Source organism: Nonomuraea sp. NPDC049504 (genome assembly GCF_040676845.1).
GTDB classification, from domain to species: domain Bacteria; phylum Actinomycetota; class Actinomycetes; order Streptosporangiales; family Streptosporangiaceae; genus Nonomuraea; species Nonomuraea salmonea.
On sequence record NZ_JBFAPT010000008.1, the window covers coordinates 279,608 to 298,084 of the forward strand.

Consider the following 18,477-nt stretch of genomic DNA (forward strand, 5'->3'; position numbering starts at 1 on the left):
CACGCTCACGACGCCGACCGGTACGCGGGCGGATCGCCTGGACGATCCCACCCGTACGCCCTGGTCTCGGCCAGCAGCAGGTCCACCACGTCGGTCAGCCGCCCTCGCCTGGCGAACGCGCGCCGCTGCCGCTCCGCGGACGTCCCCCTGGCCAGCGCCTCCTTGAGCAGCACGGATACGAGCTCCGCGTCGCCCGCCTCCTCCAGTTGCGGCCGCAGGCCCTCGACCAGCCGCCTGATCACGACCGGCGCCAGGCGGGGCACGCCGCTCACCGGGTCGATCAGCTCGCCCTCCAGCCCCGAGCGGGCCGCCTGCCAGGAGGCCGCGCGTACGGCGGCGAGCTGCACGGTGCGCTCCACGCCCTGGCGGATCTCCTGCAGCTCCCTCGCGACCATCGCGCGGAACAGGCCGGCGATCAGCACGATGTCCTCGACGCGCGGGCAGGAGTCGCAGATGCGCAGCTCGACCGTGGGCACGTGCTGCGAGGGACGGATGTCGGAGTAGATCATCCCGGGGTCGGTGATGACGCCGGTGCGGATCAGCTCCTTGATCATCTCGTCGTACTCGGCGGCGGAGTCGTACTTGTCGATCGGGCCCGCCGTGGGCCAGCGCTGCCAGATCAGGCTGCGGTAGCTGGCGTACCCCGTGTCCTCGCCGTCCCAGTACGGCGAGCTGGCCGACAGCGCCAGCAGCGGCGGCACCCACGGCGTCAGCCGGTGCGCCACCGCGACGGCCAGATCGGGGTCGCGCACCTGGGCGTGCACATGCGTGCCGCAGATGAGCTGGTCCCTGGTGAGCTGCTGGTAGTCGCTCAGCATCTGCTCGTAGCGGGGCTCCTGCGACACCTTCTGCTCGCGTCTTTCGACCAGCGGCGCGCTGCCGGCCGCGACGATGCCCAGCTCCACCGCGTCGGCCTGCTCGACCAGCCCCCGGCGCAGCTCCCCGAGGTCGCGCGCCAGGTCGTCCAGCTTCATGAACGGCGCGCTGTTGGACTCCACCGTCGAACGTTGCAGCTCACGCGCGTAGCTCTCCGGAGGCAGCGAATCCAGCAGGAGGTCGGCTCGCGCGGCCAGGCGGCGGGTGGAGAGGTCGACGACGTGGAACTCCTCCTCCACCCCCACCCGAATCGCTTCCTCGTCTCCCTCCACGACCATCACCCCTTGTTCAGTGGAATCCTGTGGACCTCTCCACTCCCCACAGAAAGGGCAAATGCACCTAATTCCCCGAGGTCAAAGCTCACGGACTACCCGTCCGCGCCCGGGGCAGGGGAACCGGATGCGACCCCCGCCGTCACCCCGCGTGCGCCGTCCGGTGATGTACCACCGGTGGACGCGGATGACGTTCCTGCACTGGCGCTACCACCCGGACCAGGTGCAGGCACGGCTCCCCGCGGGGCTGGCGGCCGAGACGTTCGACGGGTCGGCGTGGGTGGGGCTCACGCCGTTCCTCATGCGCGACGTACGGCTCCCCGGCCTGCCCGCGCTGCCCTGGCTGTCCGCGTTCCCCGAGACGAACCTGCGGACGTACGTACGCGACGAGCGCGGCCGTACCGGCATCTGGTTCCTGTCCCTGGACGCCGGCCGCCTGGCCGCCGCGCTCGGTGGGCGTGGTGGCTACGGGTTGCCCTACGCCTGGTCGGACATGTCGGTCGAGACCCGCGACGGCCGCACCCGCTACCGGTGCCGCCGGCGGCTGCCCGGCCCGTACGGCACCCGCTGCGACGTGGACGTGACGCTCGGCGTGCCGCTGCGGGAACGCGAGCGGGACGACCTGGCGCACTTCCTGACCGCCAGGTTCCGGCTGTTCAGCCTTGTGGCGGGCCGCCTGGTCACGGCCGAGGTGGAGCACCCGCCCTGGCCCCTGCACCATGCTCGGCTCGACGGCCTGGACCAGGACCTCGTACGCGCCGCCGGTCTGCCCGCTGCCGAGGGGCCGCCGCTGGTGCACGGCTCACCGGGCGTCCCGGTGCGGGTCGGCCTGTGGGGCCGGTGAGGGTCCGGTGGGCGCTGGTGGGTCGCCGGTCCTGCGGGCGACGACGCTGATCATGCCGTTGGGCTCCAGGTACGCGCATTCGACCTCGGAGATGTCCTGGAGGCCGTGCAGCCGCAGCTGGCTGAGCACCTCTTCCCTGGTCATGAACTCGCGGCGCATGACCCGGTGGTCCAGCCGCCCGTCGGCGATGAGCGGCCGGGGGCGGGCCTTCAGCAGCCGGGCCGCGAGCGGCCAGCGGTAGGCGATCGCGTCCACGGCGATGCTCCACAGCAGGATCGTCGCCACCAGCAGCAGCCCGTCGGCGATCGACTCCGAGCCGCCGCTCAGGCCGCCCGCCGCGGCCTGGGCGACGAGCACGACCAGCAGCACGTCCGTGAGCCCCAGCCCGCCCGACTCGCGCTGACCGGCGAGGCGCAGCATGACCAGCAGCGCGAGGAACGTCACGGTGCCGCGTACGAAGATCTCCAGCACCGGCGTGCTGAGCAGGAAGATCGCTCCCCAATCGGGCATGCGTGCCGCCTACCCGCTCGTTCGCGCGGGAAATCCCGCCGCCGGGTGAATTCTGCGGGTGCGTGGCCTACGCGGGCGCCGGACGAGCCCGAGCCCGGCGCCGCAACCGGCGTCAACGGTTGCGGTCAGCGGGGGGCGGAGCGGAGGACGCCGAGCTCCTCGTTCAACGTGTCGAGGAAGGCGGCGATCGTGCGCAGCTCGCCGGTGCTGAACCGGCTCAGCACCCGCTCGGTGCCGTGCCCGAGCGGCCGGAAGAACGCGCCGGCCAGCTCTTGGGCGGCCTCGCGATAATGCAGGTGGACCACCCGCCGGTCGTGCGCGTCGCGGACCCGGCGGATGTGCCCCGCCCGCTCCAGCCGGTCGAGACAGGCGGTGACCGCGCCCGAGGTGAGGTTGAGCTCCTCGCGCAACTTGCCCGGCGTGATCGGCTCGGCCGCGTCGAAGATCATGATGAGCGCCTGGACGTCGGTGGTGTGCAGCCCCTGCGCCTGGGCGAACTCGTGGGCGATGCGATTGAACTCGGCGGTCATCCGGCGCAGCCGGGCCGCGAAGGATCGCAGGTCGATCTGTGTCTCGCCGTCCCCGTCGCCGCCGTTCATGCGGACCATGCTACATTAGCTTGATAATTGAGAATCTCACTGATCGAGCTACTAGGCATGGCGAAAGGGTGACCCCGCATGGCGCGGCGATCGATCCGCTGGCTCGTCCCGGCACTGCTGGTGCTGGCCTGGCTGGCCGTGGGCGGCGGTCTCGGACCGTTCGCCGGCAAGCTCTCCGAGGTCGCCACGAACGACCAGGCCGCCTTCCTGCCCGAGAGCGCCGAAGCCACACGGGTCCTGGAGGTGCAGGAGAAGTTCCGGCAGGGAGACGCGCAACCCGTCATCGTCATCTGGACCTCCGGCGGCGCCGCCGTCACCCCCGAGCAGACCGCGGCGGCGACCAAGGCGCTCGCCGCCCTGCGCGGCACGTCCGGTGTCGTCGGCGCCCCTTCGCCCGCCTTCGCCTCCGACGACGAGAAGGCGCTGCAGGGCATCGTGCAGCTCAGCCCCGACATCAGCAGCGGCGGCCTCGGCGACGTGCTGGACCGCATCCGCGAGGCCGTCCCCGTCGAGGGTCTGACCACGCAGCTCGGCGGCCCCGCCGCCACCAGGGCCGACCTGGGCGACGCCTTCTCCGGCATCGACGGCCTGCTGCTCGGCGTCGCGCTGATCACCGTCCTGGTCATCCTGCTGGCCGTCTACCGCAGCGTGCTGCTGCCGCTGGCCATCATCTCCGGCGCCGTCTTCGCGCTCGGCCTGGCCTGCGCCGTGGTCTACTTCCTGGCCGACCGCGACATCGTCCGCGTGGACGGTCAGGTGCAGGGCATCCTGTCCATCCTCGTCATCGGCGCGGCCACCGACTACGCGCTGCTGCTCACCGCCCGCTTCCGCGAGGAGCTGGCCGCCGGGCGCGACAGGTTCGCGGCCGGGCGCATCGCGCTGCGCCGCTCGATCGAGCCCATCGTGGCCAGCGCCGCCACCGTGGCGCTCGGCCTGCTCGCCCTCCTGCTCAGCAGCCTGACCAACAACCGCGCGCTCGGCCCGGTCGGCGCCATCGGCATCGCCTGCGCCGCGCTCAGCGCGCTCACCTTCCTGCCCGCCACCCTGGTCCTGCTCGGCCGCGCCGCCCTGTGGCCGGCCAAGCCGCGCCCGGCCGACGCCGGCGCGGGCGGCATCTGGGGCCGCGTGGCCACGCTCATCGACCGCAGGCCGCGCCTGGTGTGGGCCGCGTCCGTGCTGCCGCTCGCCGCGCTCGCCCTCTTCGCGCCCCAGCTCAACGCGCGCGGCGTGCCGCTGGAGGAGACGTTCGTCAACGACGCGCCCTCCGTGGCCGCGCAGGCGGCGCTCAGCGAGCACTTCCCCGGCGGCTCCGGCCAGCCCGCCGTCATCGTCGCGCCGGAGGACCGCGCCGCCGACGTGACGGAGCGGGCGAAGGCCGTCGACGGCGTCTTCGAGGCCGCGCCGGTCAGCGAGAGCGGCCGTCCCGGCGGCGCGGCCAAGGTGGTCGACGGCAAGGTGCTGATCGAGGCCACACTGCGCGACGAGCCCGACAGTGACGCCGCCAAGGACACCGTCAAGCGGCTGCGCGACTCACTGCACTCCGAGGGCGGCGTGCTGGTCGGCGGCTACAGCGCCCAGCAGCTCGACACCACCGACACCGCGAAGAAGGACACGCTGCTCATCGTCCCCGTCGTGCTGGTGATCATCCTGCTCATCCTCATCGTGCTGCTGCGCTCGCTGGCCATGCCCGTGCTGCTGGTCGCCACCGTGGCGCTGAACTTCCTGGCCACGCTCGGCGTCTCCACGCTCGTCTTCGAGCACCTGTTCGGCTTCACCGGCTCCGACGCGTCGGTGCCGCTGTACGGGTTCGTCTTCCTGGTGGCCCTGGGCGTCGACTACAACATCTTCCTGATGTCCAGGGTCCGCGAGGAGACGGAGCTGCACGGGGCCCGCGAGGGCGTGCTGCGCGGCCTGGTCAGCACCGGCGGAGTGATCACCTCGGCGGGCGTGGTGCTCGCGGCCACGTTCGCCGCGCTGGTCGTGATCCCGCTGACGTTCCTCGTGCAGACCGCGTTCATCGTCGCGTTCGGCGTGCTGCTCGACACGCTCGTCGTGCGGTCGCTGCTGGTGCCGGCGCTCGTCCGCGACCTCGGCGGCCGGGCCTGGTGGCCCAGCAGGCTGGGCCGAGCGCACGAGTCGCGGCCGGCCGCCGAGCCGTCACCCGCTCAGCGGCACTGACCAGCTGCGGCGGGCGTTGAGCGTGGCGGGCTCGAACCCGGCCAGCCTCTTGTAGTGCAGGGCGATCTCCTCGCGCTCTGCCCGCGGCATGACGTACTCGATGTCGGAGAAGCCCAGCGGCGCGCGCTCGTCCGCGATCTTCAGGATGACCTCGGGCCCGTCCTTCCTGTTGGCCAGCACGATCTCGCCGGTGACCGGGCGGCGCTGCTCCTCGTAGAAGGCGAGGCCCAGGTCGTTGGCCAGCGCGTACGCCAGCACCCGCGCGTCGATGACCGCCTGCGTGCCGCCGTTGGAGCCCGTCGGGTACATCGGGTGCGCCGCGTCGCCGAGTAACGTCACGTTCCCCTTCGACCAGTACGGCAGCGGATCCCGGTCCACCAGCGGATATTCGAGCACCTGCGCGGCCCCCGCGACGAGCCCGCACACGTCGAGCTCGTCGCAGTGCCAGCCCTGCACGTGGGGCAGCACCTTGGAGACGCCGATCGGCTGGTTCCAGTCGCCGGTGGGCACGCCCCGCACGTCCGTCCTGTGCTGGACGGCCCAGTTGATGAGCTGGGTGCCGTCCTCCGACGGCGGCGCTATGGGGTAGATGACGAGCTTCTGCCCGCGGTCGCCGATCATCAGCATGGACCGGCCGGTCATGAACGGCCTGCCGTAGGTGGTGCCGCGCCACAGCACGTCGCCGCCCGGCACCGGCCCGCCCTCGCCGGGGAACATCGCCCGCCGCACGTCCGACACGATGCCGTCGGCGCCGATCAGCAGGTCGGCGTCGTGGTCGAGAGCGGTGATGCGGGAGCCGAGCACGACCGCGCCCGGGCCGAGCCGCTCGCGTACGGCGTCGAGCAGCAGGAGCAGCAGCCGGCCCCGATGGATCGAGTATTGGGGCCAGCGGTAGCCGGCGGCGCGGCCGCGCGGCTCGGACCAGATGCGCTGCCCGCGCGGGTTGAGGAAGGTGAGGTCGGCCGTGGCCACGCCGGTCTCGGCCAGCCGGTCGCCCAGGCCGAGCTCCATGAGCTCGCGCACGGCGTGGGGCAGGAGGTTGATGCCGACGCCGAGTGGCTGGATCTCCTCCGCCGCCTCGTGCACGGTCACGTCGGTGATGCCGGCGGCGTGCAGGCTGAGCGCGGCGGTGAGCCCGGCGATGCCGGCACCGGCGATGATCACGCGCATCGAGCTGGGTCCGGTCATGAACGCTCCCCGGGACACATGATCCTTGTCAGGAGCGTAGAGCGGAACCAGGAAGATCGCCATGCCCGCCGGCCGGGCGGGACGGCCGGGGGAGCCGGATCACGGGAGGGCGGGGACGGCCGGTGGCGTGTCGGTCCAACCGGCCTCGATCATCGTGCTCTCTTCCCTGCTGGCCGGCTGCGCATCAGGGCCGTCGGTCGCGCTGCCGGACGACAGCAGCATCATCCGCTCGGTGTCCACGATGAACCGCTGGGTGGTCGTTTTCTTACCTCCCGAGCGGGTGTGCACGACGGCGCTGCCGGTGCGGCCGAGCGCGTCCGTGGCCTGGCCGTCGGCGCGGACGTCCGGCATCGTGAGCAGCAGCCGGTACGCGGCGGTGCGGACCTCCTTCGGAGCCGGCAGCTCGTGCAGGAGCATGGGCAGCGCCGACATCACCCACGAGTCCAGTCCGTTCTCCGGGACTCGGAAGACCCGGCCGGCCTGGCGCAGCCAGTCCTTCAGCCGCTCGGCGTCGGCGGGCAGGCGCTGCACCTCCTCGTACGTCAGCCGCTGCCCCGCCAGGAAGAACTGGGTCGTGGTCCGGTTCGGCCTGACGTGCCCGTTGGCCGGCTCGGTGGACATCCTCACCGTCTTGCCGTCGATGGACTCGCTCCACTTGCCGGGGGAGCCGTCACGCTGCCATGCCTGCTCGTCGGCCGCGCTGCTCGGCCGTGCCCCCAGCTCCCTGCCGCCGTTCCAGAACCGGCCGTCGCGCGTGGCCCACTGCTCCATGATCTGCCGCTCGGTCAGCCGGTAAGGGTCCGCCTTGGTGCCGAACCGCCACGGATGCTCCGACGCGTAGATGACCCGGGTGTGCCAGTAGGCGCCCCCGGGGGACACGGCGTCAGCGGTCGAGGCGGTCATGATGCCGGCGCCCAGGGCCAGTCCGCCGGCGACGGCGGCCGCCAGGAGGCCCACGAATCTCGTACGTCTCGTCACGCCCTCCTATACGCCCGAGCCCGGCCGGAGGTTGCCCCGCGAAATAATCGCCGGCCTCCGGGCAACGCGGCTCCCCGCCCGGGCGTATCAGAGGGCGTGACATTGGACAGACGATCGTGAACGGCGTGGAACACGACTTCGGAGCGTTCGTGGCCGCGCGCGGCACGAGCCTGCTGCGCGTGGCGTACCTCGCCTGCGGCGACGCGAGCGAGGCCGAGGACGTGCTGCAGACCGCGCTGGAGCGTACCTATCGGAACTGGGACAGAGTCCGCCACGACAGCCCCGAGCCCTACGTGCGCCGCACCATCATCAACCTCTCCATCAGCCGCGCCCGCCGCCGCGCGATCCTCAGCTTCATCCCCGTGCACACCCCGCCGGAGCGCGCCGCCCGCACGACGGACGCCGACCTGCGGCACGTCCTCATGGAGGCGCTGCGCAAGCTGCCGCCACGGCAGCGCGCGGTGGTCGTGCTGCGCTACTGGGAGGACCTCAGCGAGCAGCAGGCGGCCGAGGTGCTGGGCTGCTCGACGGGGACGGTGAAGAGCCAGGCGTCGAAGGCGATGGCGAAGCTGCGTGCGGCGTTCGGCGGCGCGGACGTGGAGGGAGTGATCAGCAATGCCCACGCTTGAGAACGAGCTGCGCCGGCTCATGGCCGAGGAGACCGCGGACCTGCACGCGGCGCCCGACCTGCTGGACCGGGTGGTCGCCGGCGTCAGGAGCAGGCGCAGGAGGCTCACGGCGACCGCTGCGGCCCTGTCGGTGGCGGTGATCGCGGCCATGCCGGTCGGGTACGTGGCCGCCGGCTCGCTGGCGACCTTCCCCGACCAGGTGACGGCCACGGTGGAGCCGCCGGCCATCGACGACACCCCGCCGATGCGTTCGGATCCGCCGGACCTCGGGGATCTGGGCGACGGCCGGGAGTTCGGCCACGTCAAGGTGGGCTACCTGCCCAAGCGCCTGCAGTGGAAGCACTGGTCGATCGACTTCGGCGACAAGTACAGCGTCACCTACGACTACAAGGGCGACAAGAACGGCTTCTACTGCGTCCAGGTCTACATGTACGAGAACGACGCCTCCTTGGAGCTGACCGACCGGATCCAGATGTACCGGAGCGAGGAGGACGGCGAGGACGTCACCGTCGGCGGCCGGGCCGGCTACCTGGTGATCCAGAACGTCGGCGAGGACGGCATGAAGGGCACGCCGACGCTGTTCGTGCAGCTGAAGGAGCGGCAGTGGGCGGAGATCTCGTTCAGCCCCACCTACGCCAAGGACCTCAGGAGCGCCACAAGGGTCGAGGCGGAGCTGCGCAGGATCGGGCAGGGGCTCAGCTCGACGCTCTGACCGCCGGCCTGGCCACCAGCCGGCGGCCGAACGCGTGGGCCGGCCGCTCGACGTACCGGTAGGACAGGGCGGCCGACCCCACCACCGTGCAGCACACCACCAGCGAATAGCCGATGCGGGTGGGCAGCGGCACCGGGCCTGGGTCGGGGACCAGCCGCCGCAGCACCTGGATGAACAGGGGGTGCAGCAGGTAGACGGAGTAGCTGATCAGCCCGAGGCGGACGAGGGGCTGCGGCATCTCGTACGAGCGCACCAGGCGGCAGGCCAGGAACGTCAGCCAGGCCGCCGCCACCGCCGCCGACCAGCTCCACCGGAACGCCATCGCCTCGTCGTCCGGCATGCCCCAGCCGGGGCCGTACCAGAAGGCGGCGGCGATGGACGCGGCCGGCACCAGCCCGATCATCCAGCGCCCCACGCCGCGCCTGAGCTGCCCGTGGTCGAGCCGGTAGAGCGCGGTGCCGGCGAACATCGTGCCCAGGATCGCCACGCTCTGCCAGGCGCCGATCCTGCTGTTGACGCACAGCAGCACGATGGCCAGCGTCCCCACGGCGGCGCCGCCGGCCAGGCGGAGACGGTGACCGCCCATGAGGACGGCGGCCAGCCCCAGCACCCCCACGCCGGTGGCGGCCACGACGGTCACCTCGACGCCGAGCGCGCTCGACAGCGCGCCCGCGGGCAGCACCCCGCCCACGAGCACGCCCGCCACCGCCACGCCGAGCACGCCGGTCGTGCGGGGGCGTCCCCGCCCGAGCAGGAAGAGCGCGGTCACCAGCAGGTAGAAGACCATCTCGTACGACAGCGTCCAGAACACGTTGACGACGCTGGGCACCTGGAGGAAGTCCTGCATCATGGTCACGTGGGCGACGGCGCCCGTGAGCGGGTGGTCGGCGACCTGGTCGGGCAGCTCCCAGTAGACCGGCACCAGCCCGAACAACGTCCCGGCCAGCGCCACGAGGATCCACAGCGGATAGAGCCTGAACAACCGGCCCGTCCAGAACCCGGTGACGCTGCCCCGCCGCTCCAGCGAGGCCGGCACCACGTAGCCGCTGATGAGGAAGAACACCATCACGCCGTACTGGCCGAAGTCGAACCACGGGCTGACGTTGGCGCGGACCTCGGGGAAGAGCGCGTCAAGCAGATGCTCGAAGAGCACGGCCAGCACGGCCACACCGCGCAACGCGTCGAGCCAGGTCTGCCGCCCGGCCGCTGGCCGTTCGTGCCCCTGCAGGCCGCTGCCCTTCTCGGCGGCCACGTTGGTAACCATCCCATAACGCTAAAGGGTCAAGCTGGGTGAATGCTGAGAGTCAAGACCGGAACCCTCCGCCGGGCACGCTCGTGAGATCCTCGACCGCGTCCGCCGCTCACCGGATGACCTGGGGATTCACGGCGGCGTTCGAGGCGAGCGCGCGGAATGTCGTGACGGCGGCCACGCGATCGAATCCCGCGAGCGTTTCGGCCGCCCGGAACCGCACCTGCCCGTCCTGGGCCTCGTGTCACGGACCATCGATCGAGCGGGCCCGTGACCAGGTGTCATGCCAGGGGCACGGGGCATGAGGGGAGGGCGGCGGCATCTCGGGGGGTGGAGGTGAGCGAGCAGGGGCGCGACGACGGCGCGTACGGTGCGGACCTGGGCCCGCTGGGTGCCGAGAGTCTCCAGCGGTTGCGGGCCGGCCTGCGTCAGATCCAGGAGCTGCACGGCCGGATGGAGCGGCTGCTCGACGCGATCCTGGCGATCAGCTCCGAGCTGGAGCTGAACCAGGCGCTGCGCACCGTCGTGGAGGTCTCGGCCGACCTGGTGGACGCCCGCTACGGCGCGCTCGGGGTGCTGGACGAGCGGGGGCAGTTCAGCGACCTGGTCACCTACGGGGTGCCCGACGAGGTGGTCGACGCGATCGGCCGCATGCCCACCGCCCACGGCCTGCTGGCCGAGCTGGTCTCGCGGCCCCGCCCGATGCGGATCGACGACGTGACCACGCACCCCTCCTTCCGCGGCTACCCCGCCTCACACCCGATCATGAAGTCTCTGCTGGGCGTGCCCGTCCTGGTACGCGGCACCGTCTACGGCAACATGTACTTCGCCGACAAGCGCGGCGGCGGCCCGTTCACCGGCGACGACGAGCGGCTCATCGCGGCCCTGGCCAGCGCGGCCGGCGTGGCCATCGAGAACGCCCGCCTGTACGAGCGCATCCGCCGCAGCGCCGAGACCTTCCAGCGCAGCCTGCTCCCCGAGCTGCCCGACATGAACGGCCTGCGGGCGTGCGCCCGCTACCGCCCCTCCACCGCGATCCCGCCGATCGGCGGCGACTGGTACGACGTCGTCATGCTGCCCGACGGCGTGGCCTGCCTGGTGGTGGGCGACGTGATGGGTCACGACGTGCGCTCGGCGGTCGTCATGAGCCAGATCAGCAACATGCTCCGGGTGATCGCGTACGAGCGGTGCCGGCCGCCGTCCCGCATCCTCGCCTGCCTGGACGAGGTGCTGCACGGCCTGCACGGCGGGCCGATGGCGACGGTGCTGGTGGCCCGCCTGGAGGAGCGCGGCGCCGCGGAGTGGCTGCTGGGCTGGTCGAGCGCAGGCCATCCGCCGCCGCTGCTGGTCACCGGCGACGGCGCGGCCTTCTACCTGCGGGCGGAGGCCGGCCACCCGCTGGGGGTCGCACTCGACCTGCCGCGTCCCGACCACGAGCAGGTGGTCCCGGCCGGCTCGAACCTGATCTTCTACACCGACGGCCTGGTGGAGGAGCCGCCGGAGGGGATCGACGCGGGCATGGCCGACCTCGCGCGCGCCGCCGCCGAGCTGCGCGACCTGCCGCTGGAGGAGATGTGCGACCGGCTGCTCGCGCACCGGGGCGAGCGGTTCTGCGACGACGTCGCCCTGCTCGCCGTGCGGGTGGCCGCGCCCGCGGCGCTGCGGTCATGAGCCGGGACGGCGCTCGCGCAGGATGAGGAAGACCGCCATCGAGCCCAGCGCCCACACCGCGAGCACGAGGAACGGCATCAGCCGCTGGTGGCCGCCGAAGTAGACGGCGGTGTGCTGGGCGTTGACCGAGGCGCCGGGCGGCAGCCAGCGGCCGATGGCGCCGAGCGGCGAGGGCAGCAGCGGCCACGACACCGCGCCGCCCGACGACGGGTTGCCGAGCAGCACCATCAGTCCCCAGGTCGGCAGCATGGCCCAGCGCCCGACGAGGGTGTCGAACATGGTGAACACCATCCCCGACGCGAACATGGTCAGCGCCAGGATGAACCACGACTCCATGATCGGCAGGATGAGCGCGCCGAGCACCCAGTCGACGATGGCGACGATGGCCAGCGCGCCGAGCATCGAGTACGTGACGACGGCCGCGATGCGCTGCCAGGGCGTCAGCCCGCCCGCGTGCACGTTGAGCTGGACGGCGCCGATGAACCCCATGACCACCGCGGCCAGCGTGATGTAGAACAGCGCGAGGCCGCGCGGGTCGCCGCGCTGCAGCGGCTTGATGTCGCGCACGGTCATCCGGACCCCGATGCGCGCCGCCGCCACGGGGGCGGCCTGGGTGAGCACCTGCGCGACCGACGCGCCCGCCGCGCCGGAGACGTCGAGCCTGACGTCCGAGCCGCGCACCACGAGGATCCCGAAGACCCGCTGCTCCTCGACCAGCTGCCGGGCGCGCGCCGGTGACGGCTGGTAGATCAGCGCGAGCGAGGCGTTGAGCTGCCGCTCCAGGCCGGCGGCGAACGCCCTGCCGCGCACGGTCTCGTGGCTCACCCCGACCACCGCGACCGGGATCCGATGCGGGGTGGGGTTGGCCATGGCGTAGGTGTAGGAGCCCGCGAACAGCCCGGCGCCGGCCGAGACGATGAGGATGAGCACGGTGGCCGGCCCGTACGGCGACTCCTTGAGAGCCGCCCAGCGGTGCCGCAACCGTTCGTGCATGCCCTCACGCTAGGCATGCGCGGCCTGCCGCCCCGGCGGTGACACGCGCCCCTTGTGCAGGTTTGATCCTCCGGCGGCGGATAGGCTCGCGCGGTGAACGAGCCAGAACCTTTGACCGACGACCTGCTGGAGATCGCCGACGCGCTGGTGCCGGGCGCGCCGCTGGACCGGGCGCGGCGCGGTCCCGGCGGGGTGCACGACGTGGTGCTGCTGCCGGGCGTGGCCGCGGTACGCGTCTCCCGCCGCCCGCTCGGCGCGGCGCAGATGCCGCGCGGGGTCGAGATCCTGCGCGCGGTCCGGGCGGCCGGGCCGCCCTTCGAGGTGCCTGAGCCGCTGACGCCGGTGACCGACTTCGGCGAGCGCAGGGCCGTGGCGGTCTCCTGGCTCGACGGTACGGGGCTGCCGGAGGGCCAGGGCGATCCCGGGCAGATCGCCGGGCTGTTGGCGGCGCTGCGCGAGCTGCCGGTGACGGAGGAGCTGCGCGGGCTGCTGCCCGCGCCCAGGGCGCACGACGGGCACTGGGCGCGCGTGCTGGAGCACGAGGTGCTGCCCCGGCTGCCGGAACGGCTGCGGCCCGAGGCGGAGCGCAGGCTGGCCGCGGCGCTGGAGCTGGAGACGGTGCCCGACGTGCTGGTGCACGGCGACCTGGCCGGCGACAACGTGCACTGGGCGCAGGACGGCACGCTGGTCGGGGTGCTCGACTGGGACCGGGCGCAGCTGTTCGACCCGGCGATCGACGCCGCGTTCATGGCCTGGCACGGCTGGGAGAACGTGCGGGCGGCCGTGGACGCCGACACCTGTCGCCGGGCCAGGGTCTGGGACCGGTTGTTCGGGGTGAACATCCTCTGCGCGGTGTTCACCATCGGCGGCGATCCGCTGCCTCTCCCGGACAGTTACGCCCGGCACATCGCGGCCTGGATGGAGGCGGAGGCGGGCGCGGTCCGGTAGCCGCTTTACGTAGTGATATTGCCGTCAAGACACCGTGAAATCGCGAAATATGCCCCGGTTTGTGGTGATTTCCGGCCTAGCCTGAACACGAAGGGAGCAAAGCTACGGGGGGAGGGACGACCATGGCTGGAGGTCCCGGATTCGAGCAAGGGGGCGGCTGCGGCCGACGCGGCTGGCGATGCCGCTGGCGGAGGCGCCGCTGGCGCTGGAGGAGAAGGCGCTGGTGGGGCTGGGGCGGCCCCTGGGGAGGCGGCGGCTGGGGCTGGTGACGGCTCCTGACCGTACGAACGATCATGATCGTCCCGGGCCCGGGGGTCCCGGCACGGTCACGACCGCTCGACCCCGGCGCACCACACCCGCAGCACGTTGCGCGTGGCGGTGATGTCGGCGAGCGGGTCGCCGTCGATGAGCAGCAGGTCGGCCCGCAGGCCCGGCGCGATGACGCCGCGGTCGGCCAGCCCGAAGTGGCGGGCGGGCAGCGAGGTGGCGGCCCTGAGCGCGGCCGCCGTACTAAGCCCGGCCTCGACGAGCAGCGCCAGCTCGTCGTGCAGGCTCGTCCCGTACGGGACGGCGAGCGCGTCGCCCAGCTCGTCGTTGGCGTCGGTGCCGGCCAGGATCGGCACCCCGGCCCGGTGCAGGGCCTCGACCGTGGCCCGCGCGGCGGCGAAGCCCTCGGGCCGGCCGGAGAAGCTCGCGATGGCCCGCATCATCGTCAGCGTGGGGACGGCGACGCGCGTCCGCTCCACGTCGGACGTGCCGGCCGGTATCCCCAGCGGGGCATGGGTCACCACGTCGGCGCCCGCGTCGATCGCCATCGTGTAGGCGCCCGGGGATGCCGCGTGCGCGACGACCTGCTTGCCGTGCCGATGCGCCGCCTCGACCAGCGCCCGCGCGACCTCGACTCCCGGTCCGCCCTGGCCGGGCGCCTCCAGGATGACCTTGATGTAGTCGGATCCCTCCGCGACCCGCGCCGCGACCCACCCCTCGGCGGCAGCCGGTTCGGTCACGATGGCCTCCGCGGGCAGGCCGAGCAGCTTGGCGTGCCGCCCGCCGGGCCCGATGGCCGGCAGCCCGGCACTGCGCAGGTCCGTGGTGCCCGACGCGCGCCGCAGGGAATCCGGCAGCTCCGGTGGCCATGAGGCCATGTCGAGCGCCGTGGTCACACCGTGACGGGCCAGCACGTCCAGCGTTTCCCGCCGGCGTACGTGAACGTGCGCGTCGATCAGACCCGGCAGGAGGACGGCGCCACGCGCGTCGACGACCCTCCCGCCACCCGGCCCGCCCTCGATCACCCCGTCGCGCACGGTCACGGTCACCGGCGCGGTCAGCTCCCGTCCGTCGAAGACCCGCACATCGACCACCGAGAACGCTTCAGCCATGTCCACTCCCTTAAGAGACAGTTTTGTCCTCTAACAGAGTGTACGGCGGCGTCCGCTATAACCGGGGGGTGACCTTCCGTCCTGGCACCGAGCCGTCCACGCGGCGGCGGGGCAGTGAGCTGACCAGGGCCATCTACCAGGCGGCCTTCGAGGCGCTCGCCGAGCAGGGGTTCGGTGCGCTCGCGTTCGACAAGCTCGCGCCGCGTGCCGGCACCGGCAAGTCGGTGCTGTACCGGCGCTGGTCCTCGCCGGACGAGCTGCTGCTCGCCGCACTCCGTGACCCGGTCGTCGGGTTCGGCGGGCAGCACGTCCCTGACACCGGGTCGCTCCGCGGCGATCTGCTGGAGCTGCTGAACAGGTTCGCCGCCGTCCTGTCCGAGCCGCGGGGGCGGGCGCTGCACCAGCTCCTGAACGACCGCGGGCGGCCGCCCCGGCTGGCCGCGGCGATCAAGGAGCTGGTGATCGTCCCGCATCGGGACATCCTGCTCGGCTGCCTCAGGGCCGCCGCCGAGCGGGGCGAGGCCGACCCGGCGCGCGTGACCCCGCTGGTGGCCTCGGTGGGGCCGCGCATGCTCCTCGGCGAGTCCGCCGACAAGGGGTTCGTGACCGCCGAGGACGTCGTCACGCTCGTGGACGAGATCCTGCTCCCTCTGGCGGCCCCTCGCTGAGCGGCCGGCGGCGGGCCCCCGGCTCAAGGGCCCGCCGCCTCCCCCGGTCCGGCCGCGGCGGAAGGGCACAGGCGGCGCGGCCGGCCGGGGTGGTTCGCGGAGGGCGTCAGCTGGTGCGGCAGGAGACCGAGGGCCAGGTCCAGTTGCCGCCATGCAGGACGGTGAAGCCGAAGGTGTTGCCGTTGCCGTTCGGCCGCATCGTCATCACGCGCCCGCTGGAGTCCCAGGACGGGCTGCCGTTCCACGTGGCGATGACCCGCTGCGGCTGGTTCAGCGTCACCGTGACGATCCACGAGCTCGACCCCGACGCCGTCACGGACAGGTTGAACCGGTCGCCCCACTGCTGCCCCGGCGTGATGGTGGCGGTGCAGGAGCCGCCGGGCGGCGGGGTGGTGGGGCCGCCGCCGCCGTCGGGGGCGACGGCGCGGCCGGTGCTGGGGGAGATCATGCCGGCGCACAGGTTGCGGCTGCTCAGGTTCGCGGCGATCTGGGGGATGGCGGCCAGAGTGGTGGCGTACTGGTCGTGCATGAGGATGACCTGGCCGTTCTGCAGGCGGCCCGCGGCCTGGACGATCTGGGCGGTGCCGGCGCCGTTCCAGTCCTGGGAGTCGACGTCCCACAGCACCTCGGTGAGGCCGAGCTGCTGCTCGATGGATCGGACCGTGCCGTTGGTCTCCCCGTACGGCGGCCGGAACAGCCGCGGCGCGCTGCCCGTGACCTGCTGGATGATCTGCTGGGTGCGCTGCAGCTCGGAGGTGATCTGCGAGCTGCCGAGCTGCGTCAGGTGGGGGTGCGACCAGCTGTGGTTGCCGATCCACATGCCCGCGTCGCGCTGCGCCCTGACCAGGCTCTGGTTGTTCTGGGCGTTCTGGCCGGTGTTGAACATGGTGGCGCGCAGGCCGTTCGAGGTCAGGGCATTGAGCAGGTTGAGCGTGTTGCCGGGGTTGGGCCCGTCGTCGAACGTCAGCCCGACGTACCCGGCGCTGCAGTCCGCTGCGGCGGCGTGGCGTTGGGCCGCGACGGCTGAGGTGGCGGTGACGGCGAGGCAGGTGGCGAGGATCGCGCCTAAGAGCGCGGTGACGAGCGCGCTGCGGCGTTTCCGGTCGATCATGCTGGTCCCTTTGATCGTCTGAGAGGGCTGCACCTGCGGTCATTGTGAGAACGGCACCGAAAGGTGTCAACGTTCGGCAGAAATGTTTCGGACACGCGTCGGTAATGTGGCGGGCAGCAGATGCTTTCACATGCCTCTACAGCTACCGAAAATTATCGGGTCCATGAAAGCTTCTTCCACGGCCACGGCAGGTCTCGGTCAACGGTGGGCCCCTAGTCGGTCACAGCCGGAGGCGGGCAGAAACCGGTGGGTATATTCGGCAGGAGAGGGCGTTTTATGCGTCTTTTTCAGCTTCTGTCGCAATGTCGCGTGCAGGGGGGTGATCAGGAAGGCCGTCGAGAACCGTACGCCCGTCACCTTCTGAAGAGGGGGAGTTCCCCATGCCCGGCAACAAGGGAGTCGTGTACGAAGGCCCAGGAAAGGTCGAGGTCCACGAGCTCGACTATCCCGATTTCGAGCTGAAGGACGGTCCCGGCGTCAACCCGGGCAACGTCGGGCGCAAGCTGCCCCACGCCGCCGTCGTCAAGACCGTCGCCACCAACATCTGCGGCAGCGACCAGCACATGGTCAGGGGCCGTACGACCGCGCCCCAGGGCCTCGTGCTCGGCCACGAGATCACCGGCGAGGTCGTCGAGACCGGCCCCGGTGTGGAGTTCATCAAGGTCGGCGACCTCGTGTCGGTGCCGTTCAACATCTCCTGCGGCCGGTGCCGCAACTGCAAGGAGGGCAAGACCGGCATCTGCGAGCACGTGAACCCGGACCGGCCCGGTTCGGCGTACGGGTACGTCGACATGGGCGGCTGGATCGGCGGGCAGGCGCAGTACGCGCTGGTGCCGTACGCGGACTGGAACCTGCTGAAGTTCCCCGACAAAGACCGGGCGATGGAGAAGATCCTCGACCTGGCCATGCTCTCGGACATCTTCCCGACCGGCTACCACGGCTGCGTGACCGCCGGCGTGCAGCCCGGCTCGACCGTCTACATCGCCGGCGCCGGCCCGGTCGGACTGGCCGCCGCCGCGTCCGCGCTGCTGCTCGGAGCCGCCGTCGTCATCGTCGGCGACCTCAACGAGCAGCGCCTTGAGCAGGCGCGCAGCTTCGGCTGCGAGACCGTGGACGTCTCGCAGGGCGAGCCCAAGGACCAGATCGAGCAGATCCTCGGCGAGCCCGAGGTGGACTGCGCCGTGGACGCGGTCGGCTTCGAGGCGCGCGGCCACGGCCGCGAGGCGCAGACGGAGCACCCGGCGACCGTGCTCAACACGCTGATGGACATCACCAGGGCGGGCGGCGCGCTCGGCATCCCCGGCCTGTACGTGACCGGCGACCCGGGCGCCGCCGACGAGGCCGCCAAGCAGGGGTCGCTGTCGATCAGGATCGGGCTCGGCTGGGCCAAGTCGCACAGCTTCACCACGGGACAGTGCCCGGTCATGCGCTACAACCGCCAGCTCATGCAGGCGATCCTGCACGACCGCGTCCAGATCGCCAAGGCCGTCAACGCGACGCCGATCCCGCTGGACGAGGCGCCGCGCGGCTACCAGGAGTTCGACCAGGGCGCGGCCCGCAAGTACGTCCTCGACCCGAACGGCTACCTCGGCGCCGCCGCGTAGTTCCGGAGGTACGGTGCCGGGCGTGCTGTGCGGCTCGCCCGACACCGTCCTCGTCCTCATCCGCGGCG

The 18,477-nt window shown here is 72.1% G+C and carries 17 protein-coding genes; 8 read left to right on the forward strand and 9 right to left on the reverse strand.

Annotation, left to right across the window (positions count from 1 at the left end; genetic code table 11):
• Positions 1–5: 5 nt before the first annotated feature.
• On the reverse strand, positions 6–1,148 hold the full coding sequence (locus AB0K28_RS18155; protein WP_364371049.1) for a glutamate--cysteine ligase: 1,143 nt from the start codon (positions 1,146–1,148) through the stop codon (positions 6–8).
• A gap of 187 nt (positions 1,149–1,335) precedes the next feature.
• Between AB0K28_RS18155 and AB0K28_RS18160 the strand changes: the two genes are divergently transcribed.
• Positions 1,336–1,992, forward strand: coding sequence for a DUF2071 domain-containing protein (locus AB0K28_RS18160; protein ID WP_364371052.1), 657 nt, complete (start codon positions 1,336–1,338; stop codon positions 1,990–1,992).
• Here the strand turns inward: AB0K28_RS18160 and AB0K28_RS18165 are convergent.
• Positions 1,951–2,502 carry a YetF domain-containing protein gene (locus AB0K28_RS18165; RefSeq protein WP_345388313.1) on the reverse strand — a complete coding sequence of 184 codons (552 nt, stop codon included), beginning with the start codon at positions 2,500–2,502 and terminating at the stop codon, positions 1,951–1,953. The genes AB0K28_RS18160 and AB0K28_RS18165 overlap by 42 nt on opposite strands.
• A gap of 125 nt (positions 2,503–2,627) precedes the next feature.
• Complete coding sequence (locus tag AB0K28_RS18170; RefSeq protein WP_345388312.1) at positions 2,628–3,101, reverse strand: MarR family transcriptional regulator; 474 nt, start codon at positions 3,099–3,101, stop codon at positions 2,628–2,630.
• Between the two features lie 78 nt (positions 3,102–3,179).
• Between AB0K28_RS18170 and AB0K28_RS18175 the strand changes: the two genes are divergently transcribed.
• Entirely contained in the window at positions 3,180–5,279 is a 2,100-nt protein-coding gene (locus tag AB0K28_RS18175) for an MMPL family transporter (protein WP_364371056.1), read from the forward strand.
• On the opposite strand, the gene AB0K28_RS18180 is transcribed toward AB0K28_RS18175, so the two are convergent.
• Both AB0K28_RS18180 and AB0K28_RS18185 read right to left on the reverse strand, forming a co-directional pair.
• The gene (locus tag AB0K28_RS18180; protein WP_364371059.1) at positions 5,259–6,467 is read right to left on the reverse strand and encodes a flavin-dependent oxidoreductase; all 1,209 of its coding nucleotides are present in this window, start codon (positions 6,465–6,467) and stop codon (positions 5,259–5,261) included. The two genes, AB0K28_RS18175 and AB0K28_RS18180, sit on opposite strands and share 21 nt — an antisense overlap.
• A gap of 99 nt (positions 6,468–6,566) precedes the next feature.
• Positions 6,567–7,445 (reverse strand): hypothetical protein, encoded by an 879-nt coding sequence (locus AB0K28_RS18185; protein ID WP_364371062.1) that lies wholly within the window; start codon positions 7,443–7,445, stop codon positions 6,567–6,569.
• Positions 7,446–7,570: 125 nt separating this feature from the next.
• Here AB0K28_RS18185 and AB0K28_RS18190 point away from each other — a divergent pair, with 125 nt between their 5' ends.
• Together AB0K28_RS18190 and AB0K28_RS18195 are read left to right on the forward strand one after the other, a co-directional pair.
• A complete protein-coding gene (locus tag AB0K28_RS18190) occupies positions 7,571–8,074 on the forward strand; it encodes a SigE family RNA polymerase sigma factor (protein ID WP_364371065.1) in 504 nt (167 codons plus the stop codon).
• Positions 8,061–8,786 carry a hypothetical protein gene (locus tag AB0K28_RS18195; protein WP_364371068.1) on the forward strand — a complete coding sequence of 242 codons (726 nt, stop codon included), beginning with the start codon at positions 8,061–8,063 and terminating at the stop codon, positions 8,784–8,786. The genes AB0K28_RS18190 and AB0K28_RS18195 overlap by 14 nt, the downstream gene beginning before the upstream one ends.
• Here AB0K28_RS18195 and AB0K28_RS18200 read toward each other — a convergent pair.
• A complete protein-coding gene (locus tag AB0K28_RS18200; protein ID WP_364371071.1) occupies positions 8,770–10,050 on the reverse strand; it encodes an acyltransferase in 1,281 nt (426 codons plus the stop codon). The two genes, AB0K28_RS18195 and AB0K28_RS18200, sit on opposite strands and share 17 nt — an antisense overlap.
• A 321-nt stretch (positions 10,051–10,371) precedes the next feature.
• On the opposite strand from AB0K28_RS18200, the gene AB0K28_RS18205 reads away from it, so the two are divergent.
• Positions 10,372–11,706, forward strand: coding sequence for a GAF domain-containing SpoIIE family protein phosphatase (locus tag AB0K28_RS18205; protein ID WP_364371074.1), 1,335 nt, complete (start codon positions 10,372–10,374; stop codon positions 11,704–11,706).
• On the opposite strand, the gene AB0K28_RS18210 is transcribed toward AB0K28_RS18205, so the two are convergent.
• Positions 11,701–12,699, reverse strand: a complete 999-nt coding sequence (locus AB0K28_RS18210) for an ABC transporter permease (RefSeq protein ID WP_364371077.1) — start codon at positions 12,697–12,699, stop codon at positions 11,701–11,703. The two genes, AB0K28_RS18205 and AB0K28_RS18210, sit on opposite strands and share 6 nt — an antisense overlap.
• A 93-nt stretch (positions 12,700–12,792) precedes the next feature.
• Between AB0K28_RS18210 and AB0K28_RS18215 the strand changes: the two genes are divergently transcribed.
• Positions 12,793–13,647 (forward strand): aminoglycoside phosphotransferase family protein, encoded by an 855-nt coding sequence (locus AB0K28_RS18215; RefSeq protein ID WP_364371080.1) that lies wholly within the window; start codon positions 12,793–12,795, stop codon positions 13,645–13,647.
• Between the two features lie 326 nt (positions 13,648–13,973).
• On the opposite strand, the gene AB0K28_RS18220 is transcribed toward AB0K28_RS18215, so the two are convergent.
• Entirely contained in the window at positions 13,974–15,026 is a 1,053-nt protein-coding gene (locus AB0K28_RS18220) for an amidohydrolase family protein (RefSeq protein ID WP_364371083.1), read from the reverse strand.
• Positions 15,027–15,094: 68 nt separating this feature from the next.
• On the opposite strand from AB0K28_RS18220, the gene AB0K28_RS18225 reads away from it, so the two are divergent.
• Positions 15,095–15,694, forward strand: a complete 600-nt coding sequence (locus AB0K28_RS18225; protein WP_364371086.1) for a TetR/AcrR family transcriptional regulator — start codon at positions 15,095–15,097, stop codon at positions 15,692–15,694.
• 106 nt (positions 15,695–15,800) lie between these two features.
• Here AB0K28_RS18225 and AB0K28_RS18230 read toward each other — a convergent pair whose 3' ends face one another.
• On the reverse strand, positions 15,801–16,805 hold the full coding sequence (locus AB0K28_RS18230; RefSeq protein ID WP_364371089.1) for a polysaccharide deacetylase family protein: 1,005 nt from the start codon (positions 16,803–16,805) through the stop codon (positions 15,801–15,803).
• A 380-nt stretch (positions 16,806–17,185) separates the two neighbouring features.
• Between AB0K28_RS18230 and fdhA the strand changes: the two genes are divergently transcribed.
• Positions 17,186–18,409: a formaldehyde dehydrogenase, glutathione-independent gene (fdhA, locus tag AB0K28_RS18235; RefSeq protein ID WP_345388286.1), complete on the forward strand. Its 1,224-nt coding sequence runs from the start codon at positions 17,186–17,188 to the stop codon at positions 18,407–18,409.
• Positions 18,410–18,477 lie beyond the last annotated feature (68 nt).

Excerpts from the sequence above, each read along its gene's own strand:
- AB0K28_RS18160 (WP_364371052.1), top strand. The coding sequence starts at position 1,336 with ATGACGTTCCTGCACTGGCGCTACCACCCGGACCAGGTGCAGGCACGG.
- AB0K28_RS18165 (WP_345388313.1), bottom strand. The coding sequence starts at position 2,502 with ATGCCCGATTGGGGAGCGATCTTCCTGCTCAGCACGCCGGTGCTGGAG.
- AB0K28_RS18170 (WP_345388312.1), bottom strand. The coding sequence starts at position 3,101 with ATGAACGGCGGCGACGGGGACGGCGAGACACAGATCGACCTGCGATCC.
- AB0K28_RS18175 (WP_364371056.1), top strand. The coding sequence starts at position 3,180 with ATGGCGCGGCGATCGATCCGCTGGCTCGTCCCGGCACTGCTGGTGCTG.
- AB0K28_RS18180 (WP_364371059.1), bottom strand. The coding sequence starts at position 6,467 with ATGACCGGACCCAGCTCGATGCGCGTGATCATCGCCGGTGCCGGCATC.
- AB0K28_RS18195 (WP_364371068.1), top strand. The coding sequence starts at position 8,061 with ATGCCCACGCTTGAGAACGAGCTGCGCCGGCTCATGGCCGAGGAGACC.
- AB0K28_RS18200 (WP_364371071.1), bottom strand. The coding sequence starts at position 10,050 with ATGGTTACCAACGTGGCCGCCGAGAAGGGCAGCGGCCTGCAGGGGCAC.
- AB0K28_RS18210 (WP_364371077.1), bottom strand. The coding sequence starts at position 12,699 with ATGCACGAACGGTTGCGGCACCGCTGGGCGGCTCTCAAGGAGTCGCCG.
- AB0K28_RS18220 (WP_364371083.1), bottom strand. The coding sequence starts at position 15,026 with ATGGCTGAAGCGTTCTCGGTGGTCGATGTGCGGGTCTTCGACGGACGG.
- AB0K28_RS18230 (WP_364371089.1), bottom strand. The coding sequence starts at position 16,805 with ATGATCGACCGGAAACGCCGCAGCGCGCTCGTCACCGCGCTCTTAGGC.
- fdhA (WP_345388286.1), top strand. The coding sequence starts at position 17,186 with ATGCCCGGCAACAAGGGAGTCGTGTACGAAGGCCCAGGAAAGGTCGAG.